This window comes from Paenibacillus bovis (assembly GCF_001421015.2).
Taxonomy (GTDB): domain Bacteria; phylum Bacillota; class Bacilli; order Paenibacillales; family Paenibacillaceae; genus Saccharibacillus; species Saccharibacillus bovis.
Genome location: NZ_CP013023.1, coordinates 2,984,931 through 3,006,194 on the forward strand (window position 1 = coordinate 2,984,931; position 21,264 = coordinate 3,006,194).

A 21,264-nucleotide genomic window follows, 5' to 3' on the forward strand; every position below is an offset into this window, starting at 1 on the left:
GAATATACAATCAATCGTGCAATTTTCGGTACTTGTTAGGCCAATACATGTTTGTAACAGTAAAGAGGAAGCAGCTGTATCTGTTTGTGTATAAATAGCTATTTTTGTTGTTTGTTCATAGAAAACAGATTAATCCTCCATGGTAGACAGGTCGCCTGTCGGCAGTTCCAATTCCCATGCTTTGAGCACCCGGCGCATGATTTTACCACTGCGGGTTTTGGGCAATTTATCTTTGAACTCGATTTCGCGTGGAGCTGCATGAGCGGACAATCCTTCTTTGACGAAGCGGGTAATTTCCTGCTTGAGCTCATCCGAAGCTGTGAATCCTTCACGCAGGGAAATAAAGGCTTTGATAACTTCGCCGCGTACCGGGTCTGGTTTGCCAATAACGCCAGCTTCAGCAACTGCAGGATGCTCGACCAGTTTGCTTTCCACTTCAAAAGGACCCACCCGTTCACCGGAGGTGTTGATTACATCATCGATACGTCCTTGGAACCAGAAATAGCCGTCTTCATCCATATAGGCAGAATCGCCGGAAATATACCAGCCGGGAATACGTACATATTCTTCGTATTTGGCCGGATTGTTCCAGATTTTGCGCATCATCGACGGCCAAGGCGTCTTGATCGCCAGATTACCCATTCGCAGCGGCGGCAGTTCATTTCCCTGGTCATCGACAATAGCCGCTTCAATACCCGGCAGAGGGCGTCCCATGGAGCCTGGACGAACATCCATTCTCGGATAATTGCAGATCAGCTGGGCGCCTGTTTCTGTCATCCACCAGGTGTCATGAATACGCTGCTGATACACCCGGTAGCCCCAGCGGATTACTTCGGGATTCAGTGGCTCGCCTACGCTGAGTACATGACGCAGGGAAGATAGATCATATTGCTCGACCGCTTCATCTCCCGCACCCATCAGCATCCGGAAGGCAGTTGGCGCGCTGTACCACACAGTGACCTTGTAGCGCTGAATCGTCTCATACCAATCCTGAGGACTAAAGCGTCCACCGCGAATAACATTGGTGGCGCCATTCAGCCAGGGAGCAAAGATACCGTAGGAGGTACCGGTAACCCAGCCCGGATCGGCAGTACACCAGTAGATATCATCCGGCTGCAGATCGAGCACGACCCGTCCGGTATACTCATGCTGTAGCATCGCCTGATGTACATGATAGACACCTTTTGGTTTGCCGGTTGAACCGGAAGTGTAGTGAAGAATCAATCCGTCTTCGGGTTCAACCCATTCGATTTCCGTTTCATCGGAGGCTGCATCCATGGCTGTAGAGAAATGGATCTGGCCATTTTCCAGCTCTGATTCCTCGCCATACACAATAATATGCTTCAGCTCGGGCAGTTCGGCAGCAGGCACACGTCCGACCAGTTTCGGCGTGGTTACAATTGCTACAGCGCCGCTGTCCAGCAGGCGATCACGTACAGCTGTCTCCATAAAGGCTTCAAATAAAGGACCGGCAATTGCTCCTATTTTGATAATGCCGAGCAGCGTAAAATACAATTCCGGTGTACGCGGCATAAAAATAAACACCCGATCGCCTTTGCCGATGCCCAGTTCGCGCAGCATATTCGCCGCTTTGTTGGACTGTTGGCGCAGTTGCTCAAAGGTATAGGACTCGTCGCGCTGCGGATCACTGTAATGAAGAGCGATTTTGTCTTTCAGTTCCGAGGCAGCATGGCGGTCAATCGCTTCGTGAGCCAGATTGACTTTACCACTTTCATACCAGCTGAATCTTTTCTCTACATCTGCCCAGTCAAACTGTCTACGGGCTTCTTCATAATCCATCATATTGGCCTGAGTAGCTTCTACAGCAATGACTTCCAGCGTATCTTTTCCCATTAGTACCCTCCAAGTGAATAAGATATAGAGTTTCATTTACCATATATAGCGCTTACAAAATAAGATACTACCTTTTCACAAAATGTTCAAATTTATCTTTCCTTATCAAAAAAGGAATCATATTCCAAACTAATATCTTTTACATGCATTTATTGGAAAATTATATATAATCTAAGAAAGCGTTATCAACCTGTTTGGGAAAGGAACCGGTATGAATCATTTGAAAATTAGGCAAAAGGAAATACTTCATACGGAGAACGGCTCCCTGGTATTGGAAGGTCCTGTGCCGCCGGAGCAGATTCAGACCTGCCGGATGCATGCCGAACTGGATGCTTTCCGGCGGCCAGCAGAGCAAAAGGAAGCATTGATCGAGATTGCCGGTTTGCCGGAAGGGCGCATTATTATGGCGACCGATCAGGATCAGATTATAGGCTACGTTACTTTTCATTATCCTGATGAATACGAACGCTGGTCAGAAGGCAATATGGAGGATCTGGTCGAACTGGGTGCTGTGGAGATTGCCAATGAATATCGCGGCCTCGGCCTTGCGAAAAAGCTGATTCAGCTCGCTTTTCGGGAGCAGCAGCTCGATAATATGATCGTATTCACAACTGAATATTACTGGCACTGGGATCTGGAGAATACAGGTCTTAGCGTATGGGATTATCGCAAAATGATGGAGAAGCTGATGAAGAATGTAGATATGGTCTGGTTTGCTACCGATGATCCGGAGATTTGTTCCCATCCGGCAAATTGTCTGATGGTTCGGGTCGGCAAAAAAGTTCCCCAGTCCTCGGTGGAAGCTTTTGACCGGATTCGCTTTCATCAGCGGTTTATGTATTGAGATTTAATAAACATACGAGAGAGGAGTGAAGGTGATGAATGATGCTGTCTATGTACACCATCCCGATAGTCTAAAATATATATTTCATCAGGGACATCCGTTTGATCAGCGCAGGCTGGTATTAACCATGGATCTGCTACAGCAGGCTGACGCGCTGCCAGCTTCGAGCATCCTGACACCGGATCAGCCTCTCGATGAGCATTTACTGCAACAGATTCATATTCCGGGCTATATTGAAGCGGTCAAGCAGTTGAGTATTCCTTCACCTTCTGCCGAAGCCCTGCAAAATGCAGCTCAATATGGTCTGGATCATGGAGACAATCCGTATTTTCCCGGTATGCATGAGAGTGCTGCAGCTATCGCAGCAGGCTCTGTGTATGCCGCGGATCTGGTGATGAGCGGCCAATATCGCCATGCCTTGCATCTGGGCGGAGGACTTCACCATGCCATGCCACAGAAGAGTGCCGGATTTTGCGTCTATAATGATGCAGCGTTGGCGATTACTCATCTGCGTCAGCAGTATGGTGCACGAGTGCTGTATATTGATACCGACGTGCATCATGGAGATGGCGTGGAAATGTGCTTTTATACCGATCCGCATGTGTTTACGTATTCGATTCATGAGACAGGTAAATATCTGTTTCCGGGTACAGGACTTGTAGAAGAACGTGGAGCAGGAGAAGGATTTGGCTTTACACTCAATGTACCCGTCGAGCCCTATACGGAAGATGCTTCCTGGCTGGAATGTTTTGAGATGACGCTGGCTCGGGTGATGGAGCGGGCGCGACCGGATATTATTATCAGCCAGCATGGCTGTGATGCCCATGCATTTGATCCCCTGTCCCATATTCACTGCTCCATGGAGATCTACCGGCAAATGCCGCGTATGATCCATGAGGCGGCCCATACATGGTGTGAAGGACGCTGGGTGGCATTGGGCGGAGGCGGATATGATATTTGGCGCGTTGTACCGAGGGCATGGTCGCTCGTATGGCTGGAAATGAGCGGACATCCACTGATGAAGGAAATGGCAACAAGAAAGCTGCTTTCTCTGCCAGCCACATGGCTCGAACGATGGCAAAAAGAGAGTCCGGTGGAACTGCCAACTACCTGGCTGGACGATGTGCAGCGCTGGCAAGAAATGCCGCGCAGAGAGGAAATAACCCGCCAAAATCGGTATATCAGCGAACTGGCGGCTTCCTATTTAAGATAGAAAATATAAAAATGGTGAACGTCCTGCCGAAAATCCTTTTGTAAAAAAGTGGCGATAACGGTTTTTTCGGGTATATAAGCAGTGCCGGGAAGACAGGCAGCAACAAATAAGGAAAATAGATGAAGAAATGTACAAATGCGTTTTGAATTTGAAGGTTAATGCTGCCTCGATGTAGAAATATACCATAGCATCATTATTATTAGGGCTATTGAATCATTTCTTTATATCTATGATTTACCTGCCGTTCTCGAAAGGAAGAGATGCCTATGTGTTATATCCTGCTACCGGCAGAGATTTACCCGGACCGTTATTGGTTCAAGTACAGCTTTCACGATTCACCGGATCATCTGAACTTTAAAAAGGGTACGGTGCAAAAAGATTGGGCCAAATCCCCGAAGTTTCATCTTCAGGGAGAGGTTGATCTTGGCCGTCTGCTCCATTTTGATTGGTTCATGACGGATGGACCGGATCTGATTGGTCCGCGTCTGGCATCTTTGATCCGCAAATACGCTCCCAGGGATGTACAGTTGATTGATGCCGAGGTAACGGTCAATGGCGAACCGCTCAAAGGATTTCAGGTTCCCAACATCACGAGTGTGATCAATTGTCTGGATATGGAAGAATCGGTGTATGTACCGCTGCTTCCGGGCGTACACGGCAGTCCGCCACACTTTATTTCGGTGGCTTTCCGGCCTGACGCACTGCAAGGACACGGTCTGGTTCGCTCTAATGAGGATATCAGCCTGATCGTGGCTTCGGCAGAATTTGTGGAAGCCTGCCATGCCGAGAGTATTACAGGCATTCGTTTTCAAGAGAATCTGTAAGCTCTACCATCTTACGATGGACGGCGGTTACAATCCGATGCGTCACGAGGAAGTCTCCCCTTTTTAAGCGGTAATGATCTGGCTCAAATGTAATTCAGTATTAGTCTCTCAGCGTTATCGTATTTCAGGTAAAGAATATGACAACTCACACCAAGGAGGCTTTCCCATGAGTAAAAAAGAAGTAGTTGCTATGCTACTTGCCGGCGGACAGGGCAAGAGACTGAAAGATTTGACCAGAACACTGGCAAAGCCAGCCGTCTATTTTGGCGGAACGTATCGGATTATTGACTTCCCGCTCAGTAACTGCGCGAACTCCTGCATTGATACTGTAGGTGTTCTGACACAATATGAGCCGACACTCCTGCATGCGTACATAGGAGTCGGTAACGATTGGGATATGGATCGCAAAAACGGCGGCGTATTCGTATTGCCACCGCATGAACGCCAGGAAGGCAGCAGCTGGTATCAGGGTACGGCAGATGCGATCTACCGCAACCTCAAGTTCGTGGAGAGCTTCGATCCCGAGCATGTGCTGATCCTGTCGGGTGACCATATCTACAAAATGGATTACCAGAAAATGATTGATTACCATAAAGCCAAAAATGCAGACTGCACGATCTCTGTCGTGAATGTCACGCTGGAAGAAGCCAGCCGTTTCGGTATGCTGAATACCCACGATGACCTCAAAATCTATGAATTCGATGAAAAACCAAAGAACCCGAAAAGTACACTGGCCTCTATGGGTGTCTATCTGTTTAAATGGGATGTGCTCAAATCCTATCTGATCAAGGATGAGCAAGATCCCGCTTCCTCTTATGACTTTGGTAAAGACCTGATTCCATTACTGCTTGGCGATAACAAAACCTTATACGCTTATCCATTCGAAGGATACTGGCGCGATGTAGGTACAATCGAGAGCCTGTGGGAAGCGAACATGGACATGCTGTCCGAAGAGCCGGAGCTGGATCTGAATGATCCGAACTGGAGAATCTTCACACGCAGTCCAAATCAGCCTGCAGCGTATATTGCACCTTCGGCGGTTGTACAGGACAGTATTGTCAACGAAGGCTGCGTCGTTCACGGTGAAGTGAAGCACTCCGTTCTCTTCTTCAATGTGGAAGTCGGTGAAGGTAGTGTTATCACGGATTCCGTAATTATGCCTGGCGTCAAGATTGGCAAAAATGTACGTATCCACAAAGCGATTGTCAACGAAGATATGGTGCTGGAAGATGGAGCACAGATCGGCGTGGAACGTACGGATGAAAAGGAAATCATGCTCGTAACCAACGAATCATAATATAGAGGACGGTGACTGCAATGAAAGGATTTGTAGGCGTTATTAATCTCGATCATGAACTGGATCAATTGAAGGAATTAACCTATTTCCGCTGCGGCGCGGCAGTTCCGTTTGCTGGCCGTTATCGTTTGATTGACTTTGCATTGTCCAACATGATGTATGCAGGCGCACAGGACATCTCGCTGTTTGTCCGCCGCAAATACCGTTCTCTGATGGATCATCTGGGGGAAGGCAGACCATGGGATCTGGATCGCAAGCGCGGCGGATTGTTCATCCTGCCTCCGGACTGGCATGATCCGACCGATACATCGACAGGAGATCTGCAGCATATCCATAATAATATGGATTTCTTCCATCGCAGTACCGGCGATATTATTATCCACACCGGTACCCAGCATGTGAACAAAATTGATTACAAGGACGTCTATGCCTATCATCTGGAAAAAGGCGCGGATGTAACGGTTATTTACAAAAAAGCTGACGAGCTGATGCCTGAGCATGCAGCCTGCCGCCGGGTTGAAGTAGATGAAAGTGGATTTGTTACCGATATCCACCAGGAACTGGATCATCCGAATATTTATCTGGAAGCATTTATCATGAGCAAGGATCTGTACCTGGAGCAGGTGAATTACTGCATCGCCCATGGTAAAAGCTATTTCTTCCGTGATGCGATCCAGAACAATCCGAATCATCTGAAAATCGCTGGTTATGAATATAAAGGCTACAATGCGGTCATTAACTCCGTAGAAAGCTATTACAAAAACAGCATGGACCTGCTTTGCCCGGATAATTACCATCAGCTGTTCCGCGAGAATCCGGTTCAGACCAAGATCAAATACGAAGCTCCGGCCAAGTATCTGGAGTCTGCGCAGGTGCATAATTCCCTGGTAGCCAATGGCTGTGTCATTGGCGGCGAAGTGGATAACAGTATTCTGTTCCGCGGTGTCAAAGTCGAGAAGGGTGCCAAAGTGGTTAACTCGATCATTTTGCAGAAATGCACGATTGAGTCGGGAGCCGTACTGGAAAATGTAATTCTCGACAAAGATGTACAGATCACCCACGATCGTACATTGATCGGTGATGTGAAACATCCTTATGTAACTGCCAAAAGTACTTCTCTGTAAACGCTGATGCTAATCTGACTGCAGGAGGAATACACTTTTGTTTAAAAATAAAGAAGAATTCAAACAGATCTTTCAGAACAACGTTGTCTCCAAGCTGGGTAAGCCGCTGGATGAAGTATCCAATGAAGATGTCTATACGATTCTGAGCCGGATGCTGCGCGAGTTTGCCGGCCGGGAGTGGGCAGCTACCAATCGTGAGCTGCGTCAGGATCAGGAGAAGCAGGTATATTACCTGTCGCTTGAATTTCTGATTGGTCGTCTACTTGGTAACAACCTGCTGAATATGGGCATGCTGAAGACGGTCAAGGAAGGTCTGGAAGATCTGGGTATATCACTCGGGGAGATAGAAGAGGAAGAAGCAGATGCAGGTCTGGGTAACGGCGGTCTCGGCCGCCTGGCTGCCTGCTTCCTTGATTCCCTGGCTTCGCTCGGTTATGCCGGCCATGGCTGCGGAATACGCTATCAGTATGGACTATTTGAACAGAAAATTGTCGACGGCAATCAGGTAGAACTGCCGGATGATTGGCTTCAAAAAGGATTTGAATGGGAAGTTCGCCGCGCCGATCGCAAAGTAGAAGTTCGCTTTGGCGGTCAGGTGGAGACACGTGAAGAAGATGGCGAACTGTACTTCTCCACTCGCGATTATGAAGCGGTCTGGGCGGTACCGTATGATGTGCCGGTCATTGGCTACAAAGGCAGCAATCCCGACTATCATATCAACACGCTGCGATTGTGGAGTGCAGAGCCGGTACGTGAGATGGCCAATCGTAATATGGCAAGCGGCGGTAACTACTATAATTACCTGAATTATAACCGCTCGGTCGAATCGATCTCTGAATTCCTGTATCCGGATGACAGTCATTACGAAGGTCGTCTGCTTCGTCTAAAGCAGCAGTACTTCCTCTGTTCTGCCGGGCTGCAGAGCATTCTGCGTACGTATGACAAGCTCAACTTGAGCTATGATCATCTGCCGGATCAGATCGCGATCCATATCAATGATACGCACCCGACTCTGGTAATTCCGGAGCTGATGCGTATTCTAATGGATGAAAAGGGTTATGGATGGGATGCGGCCTGGGATATTACCTGCCGTACGGTTTCCTATACGAACCATACGATTCTAAGCGAAGCGCTAGAGAGATGGCCAGCACAGATGATCCGTGAGCTGATGCCGCGTGTGTATATGATTATCGACGAGATCAATACCCGCTTCTGCAAAATGCTGATGGACAAGTATCCGGATGATCCGGACCGTGTGGCGCATATGGCTATCGTTTATGATGATCAGGTCAAAATGGCGCATCTGGCAATTGCCGGTAGCCACAGTATTAACGGTGTAGCAGCACTGCATACAGATATTCTCAAAGAGCGGGAAATGCGCAATTTCTATGAGCTGTATCCACAGCGTTTTAACAATAAAACAAACGGGATTACCCATCGCCGCTGGCTGATGCATGCCAATCCCGAACTGTGCGATCTGATCAGCGATTCGATCGGTAGCCGCTGGATCACGCATCCGCAGGAACTGGTCGGTATTCTCAAGTACAGTGAAGATGCGGCTTTCCAGGAAAAGGCGGCTGCGATCAAGCAGCATAACAAGCAACATCTGGCTTCCTATATCGAGCAGAAGTATGGAACAGTCGTAAATACCGAATCGATCTTCGATGTACAGGTGAAGCGTCTGCATGCGTACAAGCGTCAATTCCTGAATATTTTGCATGTCATGTATCTGTATAATCAGCTCAAATCGATGCCATCCCACGATATGGTGCCACGTACCTTTATATTTGGAGCCAAAGCGGCACCAGGCTATTATCTGGCAAAAAGCACGATCAAGCTGATTAATACGGTAGCCAATGTAGTGAATAATGATCCGGATGTAAAGGATAAGCTGAATGTCTTTTTCCTGGAAAACTATTCAGTGTCCCTGGCAGAGAAAATTATTCCTGCTGCGGATGTCAGTGAACAAATCTCTACAGCGAGCAAGGAAGCTTCCGGTACCGGTAATATGAAGCTGATGATGAACGGAGCACTGACGATCGGTACGATGGACGGCGCAAATGTGGAGATGTACGAGATGCTGGGAGACGCGAATATGTTCATGTTCGGTCTGACGGCAGATCAGGTGATGAACTATTATCAGCATGGAGGCTACAATGCACGGGATATCTACAACAGCGATCCACGAATCAAGGAAGTGGTCGATCAGCTGGTCACTCCGGGCGCTTTTGCCCAGAATTCCTATGAGTTTGATTCCCTGTATCGGTCATTGCTGGATGGCAATGATGAGTACTTTATGCTCAAGGACTTTGATTCCTACGCTGAATCCCATGTACAGATCGAAGCAGCCTATCGCAATCAGAAAGACTGGCTGAAACGATCGATTCATAATATTGCCCATTCCGGCAAATTCTCCAGTGATCGCACGATTGGACAATATGCATCCGAAATCTGGAAAATTCATCCGGTGAACAAGTAAAACAACAACCCTCTCACACTGCACACAGATAGCAGGAGAGAGGGTTGTTTTATGCAAAAGACAGCTATTCAATTATTCAGCATAAAAGCATAGTTGTCAGCATAAAGCATAGTACACGCAAATCATGCAGCCTACACAGTCTGCAGTCCCAAAAAATTATATCCAAAAAGGTGGCTGTTTTTTTTGAATAATTCCCGTACAACCATACTACTGACCGGAGCTACCGGTGATCTCGGTGAACGTATTACCAAAGCCCTTATTGCGCAAGGAGCAACAGTCAAAGCTATTGTCCGTCCCGGTACCTCAGCGAACAAACTGGAACACCTGCACCAGTTGGGAGTCATGACGGTTCCGATCGATTACACGGATAGTACAGCGCTGCGGAATGCATGTGAGGATGTATCCTGTGTCGTCTCGGTTTTGAATGGATTACGTGATGTGATGATAGGCACTCAGACACTGCTGCTGAATGCTGCTGTAGAGGCAGGAGTTCCCCGTTTTATCCCGTCGGATTATTCAATGGATTACCGGAATTTGCCGGAAGGGTCCAATCGTAATCTGAATCTGCGCCGTGAATTTATGAAGCAGCTGGATAAGACACCGATCAAGACGACCTCTATTTTGAACGGAGCATTTGGCGAACTGTTGACCGGTATGGCACCGATTGTGTTATTTCGTTACAAGCGTATATTATACTGGGAAAATGCAGACCAGCTGATGGACTTTACAACCAAGGATAATGTAGCGGCCTATACTGCACGGGCTGCTCTGGATCCGGATACACCACGCTTTTTGCAGATAGCCGGTGATCAGGTGAGTGCCAGCCAGCTGGTAACCATTATGAATGAACTCAGTGGTCAGCAGTATCGTCTGCTGCGCGCAGGCGGACACAAGCGTCTGGAAAGATTGACCGCATTAGCGCGCCTGTTTGATAGAAAGCAACAGGATGCGTTCCCAGCCTGGCAGGGTATGCAGTATATGAACGGCATGTTTACCGGCGCAGGCAAACTTCATCAGATTGACAACGATCGTTATCCAGATATCCAATGGACTTCGGCAAAACAGATTTTATCCAATCATATTCGTAATGAATAGCTGTTTATGATCTTGTTCAGATCAAGCCAGCTGATGTGCATTTAATGCTGCACGTTCACCACCTGTCGGGTTTTTGCGATACTGTTTCGGTGTGATACCGACGTATTTTTTGAATATTTTCGTAAAATAGCTCTGGTCATGAAACTGCAGCATAGCTGCAATCTCTGCCAGGGAGTGAACGGACAGTCCGATCAGCCGCTTGGCTTCCTCGATGCGTGCTTGCTGAATGTACATAACCGGTGATACGCCGGTCTCACGCTTGAATACCTGCGAGAGATAGTCGGCATTGAGCTGGGCAGCATCTGCCAGCTGATGCAGATGGATCGGTTCATACAGATGATTGAAAATATAATTCCGGCAAATATTAATCTCTTCCGAATAGCGCTGCCGCTGGCACTCCAGTACACGATCGACAAAGTCGGTATGGCATTTTTGCAGAGCGATTTTTACTTCGGCAGGAGTCTGACATTCTTCAATCGCCTGAATATGCAGATCGCTCAGGGTATAGGCAATCTCGGCATTGACTCCACCATCCATTGCAGCCCTGGTAGCGAGTGTAATGGAGCAGATCGCCAAGTTTTTCTCACTGCGCAGCAGACTTTTTTTGGATAGTACGCCCAGTTTTTCGGTAGGAAATCCCAGTTCCCATTTCACCAGGTCTTCCTTGCGTCCCTCGCGGATGTACTGCAGGAAGACCTTTTCCATTTCCGGATTCTGGTGGTAAGACGTCTGGGAATGCTGTTCATAATTATCATAGGGCGAAGGCGGCTCATCGGGAACGGCAGGCAGCTCGCCAGGTACAATATCGATATATAGCGTATGCTGGATTACCTCTGCGATATCAAGCTGAATCTGATACAGCATATAATGAATCATCACGGCTGCATTATAAATTCGTTCCTTGGAAATCAGCGGTACCCGCCGGTAAAATTCCAGCACATTGTCCTGCTGGCGAAAAGTCAGATGGTAATCCCGGATAATACCTTTTACCAGTTCTTCCGGTACAATCGCATGGAAAAAGGGACCGGCAACAAGTGTGCCCTGTCGCATGCCGTCCTGGTGAAGCGGGATCATCAGATACTGTTCCAGAAAATTGGTCGCTTTTACTGCCGGATAATCGTCGGGTATTTGGGCTGTGAGCAGGGCAAGCCCTTGCAGCTTATCGGCATACAAGGGGTTAAAAGGCTGAATCGGATATTCATCAATCATTTCCCCGTTCATATCCAGAATATACATAGGCATATGGTATTCCACATACAGCATTTTCATCATAAAACGAAGCAAACCGAGAAACTCGGTATTCATTGTTGATCCCCTCCATCACTCGCTTGAACAAGCAGCTCTCTATGTATTTGTGGTTATTTTACTAAAAATCGAAGAATAATACCATAAATGTACTACGAATAAGCCTACATTAGAGATGAGCTTATTGCCTTATCCAGACAATACGGACATCACCATAATGATACACAAGCGGATTAACTCAATCATAATCCAATCGTTCCGTATAGTTACAACGTCTGGTCCAACTTATCATTACACAGGAGATGGGATACGATGATGAATAGTCAAAAAACAAACATACATGCAGAGCTATCTGAACTGGTTGCTCCATATCGCAAGCAGAATGTAACTCCCCGCAGTGATGAAAATATCCGCGAATCTGTCGAGCAGCTGCTTGGCAAGATGACGTTGGCCGAGAAAATTGGCCAAATGAGTCAATGTGCCGATTCCGAATTTGCTTTTGGTGGAGAGATCGAAGCGGATCCGACCGAACTGCTTGTCCGTGAAGGACGCGTAGGATCTATTCTGGGCGCATTTAACAGCCGCCGTACCTTTGATTTGCAAAAGCTGGCGGTAGAGCAGTCCCGGCTGCGGATTCCACTGATGTTTAATGCTGACGTTATCCATGGTTATCAGACCATATTCCCGATTCCGCTCGCCTGGGCGTGCAGCTGGGATCTGGAGGAGATCAAGCGTGCCTGTATGATCGCAGCCAAAGAAGCAACAGCATCCGGTATTACGTACAATCATGCACCCATGGTAGATATTAGCCGCGATGCCCGCTGGGGCCGTGTGATGGAGGGAGCAGGCGAAGATCCGTATCTGGGTGCGCTGATCGCACGTGCTCAGGTCGAGGGATTCCAGGGAGATACGCTGTTTAGCGAAGAGACACTGATTGCCTGTCTGAAGCATTTTATCGGTTATGGTGCTTCTGAGGCAGGACGTGATTATAATACGGTTGATATGTCGGAATGGACGCTGCGCAATGTGTATCTGCCACCATTCAAGGCAGGTCTGGAAGCAGGCTCCGCTTCGGTTATGAATGCTTTTAACTTTTATAATGGCATTCCTGTTGCGGGTAACAAGTTTATCCTGCATGATCTGCTGCGCGAAGAACTCGGATTCGATGGCATGCTGATCTCGGATTATGGTGCAGTGGATGAGATTTATATTCACGGCGCTGCTCGTGACCGCAAAGATGCGGCTCGCCAGTCTCTGGAAGCCACGATGGATATCGAGATGGTCACACAGCTGTATGAGAACTATCTGCCACAATTAATTGAAGAAGGCAAAGTCCAGGAAGCGCAGATTGATGCAGCGGTACGCCGGATCCTGATTTACAAATACAAAATCGGTATCATGGACGATCCATTCCGTTATATCCGTCCTGAAAAAGAAGAAGAATATCACTTCCATGCCGATCATTTGCAGGCCAGCCGCGAGCTTGCCCGTAAATCAATCGTACTGCTCAAAAACGAAAATCAGACACTGCCTCTTCAGACAGAAGCGGTTATAGCCGGTACACAGAAAATTGCAGTCATTGGTCCTTTTGCCGATAGCAAGGATATGCTAGGTACATGGCAGTTCTCCCGCTACAAAGAAGAAACCGTAACCCTGCTGGAAGGATTAACCGCCAAAGGAATCGCAGAAGATCAACTGCTGTATGCCGAAGGCAGCGGCGTGAATGATCCGATAGAAGGCGGCATTGAACAGGCTGTTCGCGCAGCAGAAGCCGCAGATATCGTACTGCTGGCACTGGGCGAGCATAGCGAAATGTCCGGAGAAGCAGCATCCCGTATGGATATTTCTATTCCTGCCGTTCAACAGCAGTTGGCCGAAGCGGTCATTGCTGTCGGCAAACCGGTCGTACTCGTACTCACCAATGGTCGTCCACTGGTACTCGACTGGTATGAGCAAAATGTGGATGCAATTGTAGAGACATGGTTCCTCGGCTCTCAGGCAGGACATGCGATTGCAGATGTATTGACAGGAGATTACAATCCAACCGGTAAGCTGACGATGAGCTTTCCCAAACATCTCGGTCAGTCTCCCATTTACTATAACCGGTTCAATACAGGCCGTCCATTAACCGCCGAGAATCAGGATGAAAAGTACATCTCCAAATATCTGGATGGTCCCAATGATCCGCTGTATCCATTTGGTTATGGACTGAGCTATACAGAGTTCAGTTATTCCGATCTGCAGCTGGATCGTCAGCAGATGAAGAGTGGAGAGCAGATTACCGTGACTGTTACAGTGACCAATACAGGCAGCATGGCTGGCGAAGAGATCGCCCAGCTGTATATTCAGGATCTGTACGGCACGACAGTACGTCCGGTAAAAGAATTAAAAGGATACCGCAAAGTCCAGCTGGCTCCACAGCAATCCATACAAATCGAGTTTGTGATCACCGAGCAGGATCTGGAATACTGCAATGCCAGACTGGAATGGACAGCCGAAGAAGGCGAGTTTAAAGTATACGTAGGGACACACTCCGGCAATACACTGGAGCAGACTTTCGAACTACTCAAATAATTTTTTTCGACAATATGGTGTAAAAATACGCATCACCGGGTAATTAATCCCTATACAAACTGCTTGATATCCAGCAGTAGAAAAGGCTTACAAAGGTGGTTGTCATTTTTTGTCGCCTATGTTAGTATAAATGTATAGAAACCAAAACACGGATTGTTACTGAGTAATCAGGCAAAACCGAAACTGACATGCATGTCATTTTTGGTTTTGCCTTTTTAAGTATTTTTATAAAAAAAGGTGATGAGAATGAAGATATCGCAGGTTCTGAATAACAATGTCGTCACCGTTGTAGATCCTGGCAAACAGGAACTGGTCGTCATGGGCCGGGGGATCGGATTCAAGAAACATCCGGATGACCTTGTCGATGAAGCGAAAATTGAAAAGGTATTCAAGCTGGAGAGCCAGGAAGTGTCGGACAAGTTGATGACCCTGTTATCGGATATTCCGATTGAATACATGGAATGCTCGGATGAGATTATCCAGTATGCGCAGACTGTATTGGGCAGTAAGCTGCATGACAGCATTTATATTTCGCTGACAGACCATATCCATTTTGCTATTGAACGGCATCGGCAGGGACTGGAAATCAAAAATGCTCTACTATGGGAAATCAAAAAGCTGTATCGCAAAGAATACTTTATCGGTACCAAAGCTTTGCAGATGATCGAAGACAAACTGGGCGTATCGCTTCCCGAAGATGAAGGCGGATTCATCGCTTTGCATTTTGTGAATTCCCAGTTGAACGGCCAAATGAGCGAGACGGTAAGCATGACCAATATTGTCAAGGATGTGCTTCGTATTGTCACCCGGCATTTTGTAATCGAGCTGGATGAGGAATCGCTCAACTATTTTCGTTTCCTGACTCATCTCAAATTTTTTGCCCAGCGTGTAGTGAGCGGTGCTGCGAGTGATCAGGGGGATAGCCCACTGCATGATATGGTAAAATCGCAGTATCCTCAGGCATATGCCTGTGCATTGAAAATTCAGGATTACACTCGCAAGATTCATCAGCGGGACCTGTCCAATGAAGAGCTGCTTTATCTGACTATTCATATTGAGAGAGTTACCAAAAAAGAAAATGCAGAGCAGGTATAACAAGCAGAGCAGAGCGGTTATAGCAAATAGAAAGCAGATAAGCAGCAATAACCATAATCATCGATACGATGATATTCAGCAAGATGAAAGCGCGTAATTCGCCAGGACAACATAATACCCGGCAGGGATTGTTACTTTTGGTAGGCAAAACCTAAATGTCGTTGAATGATACATACCACCAGCTTACAGGCTGCCGCGGTTCATTCATCCTCATTTAGGTTTTTTTATATGCACAAAAAATACAATAAATAACGTTTGTTCCATTAAAAGGAGTGTCTGACATGGATAAAGCAAAAGTAGCAAAAGACGTATTGCAGCTGGTCGGTGGGGAAGAGAATATCGATCAGGTTACACACTGTATGACACGGCTGCGGTTCAATCTGCATGATGACAACAAGGCAGACAAAGCCAAACTGGAGAAAACACCGGGTGTTATGGGTGTTATGAAAAATGGAGGACAGTTCCAGGTGATTATCGGCAACGATGTAGCCGCTGTCTACAAAGAATTATCCGGCGCGATGTCCGGTGGCAAACGTATGGAAACCAGCAGTGACCGGCCGAAAAAGAAACGTAATCCCGTAAGCGCATTATTTGACTTCATTTCCGGTATGTTTACACCGATTCTGCCAGCGATTACCGGTGCAGGCATGATCAAAGGGATTATCGCGATTCTCGTCGCTGTTGGCTGGATGTCCGATCAGAGTTCCACCTATATTATTCTGTCTGCAATTGGTGACGGGGCCTTTTACTTCCTGCCGATTATCCTGGCAGTGAGTGCGGCACGCAAGCTTGGCAGTAATATGTATATCGGAGCAGCACTTGGCGCCGCTATTATGCACCCGACGATTACAGCATTGCTCGCACCAGGGGATACCGTATCCTTTGCGGGTCTGCCTGTTCTGGCAGCTACGTATTCTTCGACCGTTATTCCGATTGTTATCGCAATCTGGATCGCTTCATATGTAGAAAAAGCAGTAGACCGTATTACTCACGCCTCCGTCAAATTACTGATCGTACCGACGGTAACTCTGTTAATTATGGTACCGCTCACATTGATCGCAGTAGGGCCGCTTGGTTCCCTGATCGGTAGCGGATTATCCGGTGGTATTACATGGTTGTTCGATAATATGTCTGTGGTAGCAAGTATTCTGATTGGTGGAACAATGTCGCTGCTGATTATTACCGGTATGCACTACGCACTAACACCAATCGTTATCGGTTCTATTACAGCACTTGGGTATGATTTTATTATTCCGCTTATGTTCGCAGCCAATCTGGGGCAAGCGGGTGCAGCACTGGGAGTAGGTCTGCGCGGGAAGAATAAACAACTAAAATCGCTTGGCTACTCAACAGGATTGACAGCTGCTATGGGGATTACCGAGCCAGCAATGTACGGGGTCAACATGAAATTCAAAAAGCCATTTATTGCTGCACTGATCGGTGGTGCTGCAGGTGGTGCATTTATGGGTATTATGCACGTTAAATCGTACGTAATTACCGGTCTGGTCGGTTTGCCGAGTATCGCAGCGTTTATCAGTCCGCAGATTAGTACACTGGTCTATGCATTGATCGGTGGCGTAATCGCTCTGGTAGTTGCAGCTGTAGTGACTTACTTTATGGGCATCCAGGAAGACAGTGAACAGGATGCTGAAGCGGAAGCCGTGACTGAAGAGATCACAGCTCCTGCAGTCGCAGATACAAGCGCTGTAGCCGCAACGCTGATTGACCACGAATCCCAGCAGTCTGCTGTGGTTCCGGCACAGATTATGAGCCCGCTGAGTGGTGAAGTGAAGCCGCTTAGTGAAGTTCCCGATCCGGCATTTGCCCAGGAGATTATGGGTAAAGGTGTCGCCATTGAACCTTCCGAAGGTCGTGTGGTTTCTCCGGTGAATGGTACCGTATTCTCCGTCTCCAAAAGCGGTCATGCCATCGGTCTGGTCAGCGAGGAAGGTACCGAGATGCTGATCCATATCGGGATCGATACCGTGAAACTAAAAGGCAAGCATTTCACTCCTCATGCCCAGGCAGGCCAGGAAGTAAAAATCGGCGATCTGCTGATGGAATTCGATCTGGAAGCTGTTCGTGCCGATGGTTATGAGACGATTACACCAGTTATCGTAACGAATATTCAGAACTACAATAATCTGGAACCGGCAGGTCACGCTACCACTCAGGTAGGCCAGCCGCTCTACAAACTGAACTAAATCAAATTTCCTTAAAAAGCCGGGAGAATTACAGGATAACTGTAGTCTCACGGCTTTTTATTTTGTATATAGACAACAGCCAGGCGATACACCATAATCCTTGAGACAGAGACAGAGACAGAGACAGAGACAGAGACAGAGACAGAGACAGAGACAGAGACAGAGACAGAGACAGAGACAGAGACAGAGACAGAGACAGAGACAGAGACAGAGACAGAGACAGAGACAGAGACAGAGACAGAGACAGAGACAGAGACAGAGACAGAGACAGAGACAGAGACAGAGACAGAGACAGCTTGTATTTCTATACATAGTTAGTTGCAATTTAGGATGAACGTTACTAGACATATGCACCACCAACTGGATGACAAGCAGAAAAAGCCTAATCAGCGCGAATGCCGTATCCAAGGACAGCAGCCATGCTGGTCAAGCTTTAGATTTGTAGCTGATAAAAAAGTAATAGCAGGCTTTATTCATCCTGCCGCTGCTAGAACATAGAAACAGAGCGACTGCTTATGCTTACAGATCCCCGCTGAATGCTTTGATAAGAACAACGCCGCCCCAGACAATGGCAATGCCCAGTACCGTATAAATTCGGTCTTTTACAGATGAATTCAAGGTTAGTAACTCCTTTGTACAAATAAAATAAGACCTGGCGAATTGCGCAGGATACTACCACATTGTACCAGATTGCATAAATGATTCAAGTGAATTCCAGTAAAAAAACAAACCCCTTCACCATAAATGGGAAAGGGTTTGTTTCAACTTTGAATCGCTTACAAAGAACGCTTACAAATAGCGTTTACATTTTAGGAGAAGCGACCATATTGGGCTTGCTGTTTGGCTGGACTGTACCCACTGGACTACGATGCTTCTTGTCATTGGAGAGACCGAAGATCGAGATGATCGTAATCACCAGTACAATCGCGCTCAGGAAGTAATACGTATTTTGGAATCCAATATTGGTGTACATATTACCTGCAATACTGGAGAAGATTACGATAGCAGCCTGCTTGGCAAAGTTAAAGGCCAACAGATAAATGGTAGCGGATAGTCTGACATCGAATACACCAGTAATATACTTAAAGATGGATACGAGCAGCAGCGGCATTTCCACAGCAGCGATCAGACGCAGTAGAGACAGGGAAATGGTATCGGTTGCAACAGCGCTTCCAAAGATACGTACAAAGGTGAGAATACCGAATAGAATCAGACCATTTTTGGCACCAATCTTGTTAATGATCCATGGCATAAAGATCATCAGTACAGCCTCGATGGCTGTCTGCAGGGAGACCAGCTCACTGAAACGCTGTGTACCAATCGCTGTGGTCGGGAAGAATTGGTTGTAATAGTTCGGGAACTGTTGGTCAAATACATCATAGACACTCGCTGTACCTACAATCAGCAGGGACAGGAACCAGAAATTACGCAGTTTGAAGATTGAGAAGACCCGTTCTTTGGTAATCTCGCCACCATCACTTGCCGGATCAGCAGCTGCAGCGGCCGAAGAAGATGTATCCACTTTGGCTGTACGCAGCAGAATACCCAGCACAGCCGCCGAAGCGGATGCAAACCAGAAAATACTGATCGGATTGGCCAGATACATCATACCGCCAATCAATGTAGCTGTAGCACCTGCGATAGAACCGAACAAACGCACACGTCCATACTCAATCGAGCTGGCACGGCTCGCACGTTCGATATAGGCTTCTACAACACCTACACCACCCTGGAACACGGCACTGAGGTAAATACCACCAATAATAGCGCCTACCCAGATGTTGAATTGCAGGATCGGAATAAATACCCAGGTGAAGAAAGGACCCATCAACAGGGCTGCACAAACAACGAACCAGAACAGATTTTTCCGGAAGCCCAGCTTATCGGAGATAACCCCGAAAAACGGCTGGTAACAAAGTGCGATCAGTGAGATCGCGGAGAAGACCAGACCAGTCTGACCTGCATCAAGACCTGCCTGTTCTTTGAGCCAGATCGGCAGGAAGGCCAGTACAACTGCCCAGATCAAGAAGTAGAAGAAGAAAAGACCGCCAAAATTCCAGAAATTCCATTTAGGTAATTTCATGATGTAAACCTCCTATCCAATATGAAGCATTGTCTCTATTTGTATACAATATTCAGGCGAGTGAGCAAATCACAGTATAGTTTCTGTTTATTGAATCAGGAGTGAACGAATCCTTCGTCCGGTACCGGTTTGCCAAAGTTTGGCGTACCATCTTCATTCCATTCGATCAGTTGGGCACGAGTATGACGGTTAGGGTCATGCAGCGGATCGCCTACAATCTCTGTGTAGTTACGAGCATGATAGATCAGTACATCGTGCTGGTCATCCTCGGAACGAGTAAAGCTGTTGTGACCGGGACCATATTGTCCGTTTTCCGGTGCGCTGCGGAATACAGGCTGATCGGCTTTGTGCCAGGAATTGATATCGAGCAGATCGCTGTTTTCATCTGCACTCAGCAGACCCATGCAGTAGTTGATGTCGGTAGCGCTTGCAGAGTAAGTAATAAAGATTTTGCCGTTCTTTTTAAGTACAGCCGGTCCTTCATTCACGAGGAATCCGATAACTTCCCATTCCAGTTCCGGTTTGGTCAGCATAATTTGTGGACCTTTCAGTGTCCATGGGTTTTCCATTTCGGACAGGTACAGGTTGGAGTTACCCGGGATATCATAATCACGCTGTGCCCATACATAGTACAGCTTGTCATTGTGCTGGAACGTAGTAGCATCCAGTGCAAAAGATTCCCATTCGGTGATAACCTGACCTTTTTCTACCCATTCGCCTTCCAGCGGATTAATCGCATCCGTTTCGATGACATACATGCGGTGGTTGAATGTATCATTGACCGGATGGTCTACATCTGCAGCAGCAAAGTAGATGTACCATTTACCGTGGATATAGTGAATTTCCGGTGCCCAGATCAGCTGACTCATTGGACCATGGTCATGCTTGCGCCATACGGTTACAGCTTCTGCATCTCCCAGACCCTGGATCGTAGTAGAGCGACGAATCTCCAGACGATCATAGGTAGGTACAGATGCTGTAAAGTAATAGTAGCCATCCGTATGTTTGTACACCCATGGATCAGCACGCTGCTCGACAATCGGATTTTTAAATGTTTGAGATGAATTCATAGTTTCCCCACTCCTTTTTCAAATTGAACCATTCTACAATATTCAGGTAACGCTTACATGAATATTATAAAAATAATGTACGTACAAGTTTAATTAATAAAAATGTTAATAATAAATAAGTACATACATAACTTGATTAAATCCTAGCACTTTTTTTTCAAGAAAGCAATATTGAATCCATAATGTTGTAGGACAAGCTTTATAAAAAAGCAATATTATATTAATGTTGTACGTACAATTGAGATAAAAAATAAATAATTAAA

Annotated in this window: 14 protein-coding genes; 10 read left to right on the forward strand and 4 right to left on the reverse strand. The window is 46.9% G+C overall.

What is annotated here, in order from left to right; translation table 11 throughout:
- Positions 1-129 precede the first annotated feature (129 nt).
- Entirely contained in the window at positions 130-1,854 is a 1,725-nt protein-coding gene (gene acsA, locus AR543_RS12825; RefSeq protein WP_060534895.1) for an acetate--CoA ligase, read from the reverse strand.
- Between the two features lie 211 nt (positions 1,855-2,065).
- On the opposite strand from acsA, the gene AR543_RS12830 reads away from it, so the two are divergent.
- The 7 genes from AR543_RS12830 to AR543_RS12860 all read left to right on the forward strand — a co-directional run bounded on the left by AR543_RS12830 (position 2,066) and on the right by AR543_RS12860 (position 10,730).
- On the forward strand, positions 2,066-2,698 hold the full coding sequence (locus AR543_RS12830) for a GNAT family N-acetyltransferase (protein ID WP_060534896.1): 633 nt from the start codon (positions 2,066-2,068) through the stop codon (positions 2,696-2,698).
- Positions 2,699-2,732: 34 nt separating this feature from the next.
- Positions 2,733-3,911: an acetoin utilization protein AcuC gene (locus AR543_RS12835; RefSeq protein ID WP_060534897.1), complete on the forward strand. Its 1,179-nt coding sequence runs from the start codon at positions 2,733-2,735 to the stop codon at positions 3,909-3,911.
- Positions 3,912-4,177: 266 nt separating this feature from the next.
- Complete coding sequence (locus tag AR543_RS12840) at positions 4,178-4,735, forward strand: imm11 family protein (protein WP_060534898.1); 558 nt, start codon at positions 4,178-4,180, stop codon at positions 4,733-4,735.
- Between the two features lie 166 nt (positions 4,736-4,901).
- Positions 4,902-6,032: a glucose-1-phosphate adenylyltransferase gene (locus AR543_RS12845; protein WP_060534899.1), complete on the forward strand. Its 1,131-nt coding sequence runs from the start codon at positions 4,902-4,904 to the stop codon at positions 6,030-6,032.
- A 20-nt stretch (positions 6,033-6,052) separates the two neighbouring features.
- Positions 6,053-7,156 (forward strand): glucose-1-phosphate adenylyltransferase subunit GlgD, encoded by a 1,104-nt coding sequence (gene glgD / locus AR543_RS12850; RefSeq protein WP_060534900.1) that lies wholly within the window; start codon positions 6,053-6,055, stop codon positions 7,154-7,156.
- Between the two features lie 37 nt (positions 7,157-7,193).
- A complete protein-coding gene (locus AR543_RS12855) occupies positions 7,194-9,635 on the forward strand; it encodes a glycogen/starch/alpha-glucan phosphorylase (protein WP_060534901.1) in 2,442 nt (813 codons plus the stop codon).
- Between the two features lie 183 nt (positions 9,636-9,818).
- Positions 9,819-10,730, forward strand: coding sequence for an NmrA family NAD(P)-binding protein (locus AR543_RS12860; RefSeq protein WP_060534902.1), 912 nt, complete (start codon positions 9,819-9,821; stop codon positions 10,728-10,730).
- A gap of 21 nt (positions 10,731-10,751) precedes the next feature.
- On the opposite strand, the gene AR543_RS12865 is transcribed toward AR543_RS12860, so the two are convergent.
- Positions 10,752-12,035 (reverse strand): helix-turn-helix domain-containing protein, encoded by a 1,284-nt coding sequence (locus tag AR543_RS12865; RefSeq protein ID WP_060534903.1) that lies wholly within the window; start codon positions 12,033-12,035, stop codon positions 10,752-10,754.
- A gap of 252 nt (positions 12,036-12,287) precedes the next feature.
- Here AR543_RS12865 and AR543_RS12870 point away from each other — a divergent pair, with 252 nt between their 5' ends.
- The 3 genes from AR543_RS12870 (at position 12,288) to AR543_RS12880 (ending at position 17,848) form a co-directional block, all read left to right on the forward strand.
- Positions 12,288-14,549: a glycoside hydrolase family 3 N-terminal domain-containing protein gene (locus tag AR543_RS12870; protein WP_335582692.1), complete on the forward strand. Its 2,262-nt coding sequence runs from the start codon at positions 12,288-12,290 to the stop codon at positions 14,547-14,549.
- Positions 14,550-14,795: 246 nt separating this feature from the next.
- On the forward strand, positions 14,796-15,644 hold the full coding sequence (gene licT / locus AR543_RS12875; protein ID WP_060534904.1) for a BglG family transcription antiterminator LicT: 849 nt from the start codon (positions 14,796-14,798) through the stop codon (positions 15,642-15,644).
- Between the two features lie 281 nt (positions 15,645-15,925).
- Positions 15,926-17,848: a beta-glucoside-specific PTS transporter subunit IIABC gene (locus AR543_RS12880; RefSeq protein WP_060534905.1), complete on the forward strand. Its 1,923-nt coding sequence runs from the start codon at positions 15,926-15,928 to the stop codon at positions 17,846-17,848.
- Positions 17,849-18,650: 802 nt separating this feature from the next.
- Here the strand turns inward: AR543_RS12880 and AR543_RS12890 are convergent.
- Both AR543_RS12890 and AR543_RS12895 read right to left on the reverse strand, forming a co-directional pair.
- Complete coding sequence (locus AR543_RS12890) at positions 18,651-19,931, reverse strand: MFS transporter (RefSeq protein ID WP_060534906.1); 1,281 nt, start codon at positions 19,929-19,931, stop codon at positions 18,651-18,653.
- 95 nt (positions 19,932-20,026) lie between these two features.
- Positions 20,027-21,001, reverse strand: coding sequence for a glycoside hydrolase family 43 protein (locus tag AR543_RS12895; RefSeq protein WP_060534907.1), 975 nt, complete (start codon positions 20,999-21,001; stop codon positions 20,027-20,029).
- Positions 21,002-21,264 lie beyond the last annotated feature (263 nt).

Coding starts and splice junctions, on each gene's coding strand:
- AR543_RS12840 (WP_060534898.1), top strand. CDS start 4,178: ATGTGTTATATCCTGCTACCGGCAGAGATTTACCCGGACCGTTATTGG.
- AR543_RS12830 (WP_060534896.1), top strand. CDS start 2,066: ATGAATCATTTGAAAATTAGGCAAAAGGAAATACTTCATACGGAGAAC.
- acsA (WP_060534895.1), bottom strand. CDS start 1,854: ATGGGAAAAGATACGCTGGAAGTCATTGCTGTAGAAGCTACTCAGGCC.
- AR543_RS12880 (WP_060534905.1), top strand. CDS start 15,926: ATGGATAAAGCAAAAGTAGCAAAAGACGTATTGCAGCTGGTCGGTGGG.
- AR543_RS12895 (WP_060534907.1), bottom strand. CDS start 21,001: ATGAATTCATCTCAAACATTTAAAAATCCGATTGTCGAGCAGCGTGCT.
- AR543_RS12870 (WP_335582692.1), top strand. CDS start 12,288: ATGATGAATAGTCAAAAAACAAACATACATGCAGAGCTATCTGAACTG.
- AR543_RS12865 (WP_060534903.1), bottom strand. CDS start 12,035: ATGAATACCGAGTTTCTCGGTTTGCTTCGTTTTATGATGAAAATGCTG.
- glgD (WP_060534900.1), top strand. CDS start 6,053: ATGAAAGGATTTGTAGGCGTTATTAATCTCGATCATGAACTGGATCAA.
- AR543_RS12890 (WP_060534906.1), bottom strand. CDS start 19,931: ATGAAATTACCTAAATGGAATTTCTGGAATTTTGGCGGTCTTTTCTTC.
- AR543_RS12835 (WP_060534897.1), top strand. CDS start 2,733: ATGAATGATGCTGTCTATGTACACCATCCCGATAGTCTAAAATATATA.
- licT (WP_060534904.1), top strand. CDS start 14,796: ATGAAGATATCGCAGGTTCTGAATAACAATGTCGTCACCGTTGTAGAT.
- AR543_RS12845 (WP_060534899.1), top strand. CDS start 4,902: ATGAGTAAAAAAGAAGTAGTTGCTATGCTACTTGCCGGCGGACAGGGC.